Origin of the sequence: Mesorhizobium sp. M4B.F.Ca.ET.089.01.1.1 (genome assembly GCF_004022605.1) — a bacterium.
In the GTDB taxonomy this organism is placed as follows: domain Bacteria; phylum Pseudomonadota; class Alphaproteobacteria; order Rhizobiales; family Rhizobiaceae; genus Mesorhizobium; species Mesorhizobium abyssinicae.
Map to the genome: position 1 here is coordinate 1 of NZ_RZOS01001367.1, position 478 is coordinate 478.

Consider the following 478-nt stretch of genomic DNA (forward strand, 5'->3'; position numbering starts at 1 on the left):
ACGGCCAACCGATCGGAGCGTTCAGCAATCCCGGCGCCAATTGGGCCGGTGCGAACGGCAATATCATAACCAAGGTAAAGAGCGAAGCGCTGGGCGCAACCTGCTCGTACAAGATGGACCTTGGAAAAGGTCAGTTTCGGGTTCTTGGCGGCGTATTTCACGAGGATGTTTCGGGCTTCAAGGAGCAGTTGGTTGCTCCTCTCCCGGCATTCTTGGGCACGGGCGTAGGACGCCTCGATCTCGAGGGAGATGGCTGGGGATGGCGTGCCGGTGTTGCCTATGAGATTCCGGAAATCGCTCTGCGCGCCAGCCTGGTCTACAATTCGGCGGTGAAGCTCGATAATCTCGCCGGAACGCTCGACCTGACCCAGGTTTCCAGCATCATCGATCCGACAAATCCGCTGCTGGGTACCGTAACCAATGTCTATGGCTCCTCTGAAGTGCCGGACTCGGTGGAACTGAAGCTGCAGTCTGGTAT

General features: G+C 57.7%; 1 pseudogene. It reads left to right on the top strand.

From position 1 onward, the window contains the following. Positions 1–478 (top strand): annotated as a pseudogene (locus tag EN780_RS37560) (transporter); the annotation flags it as partial.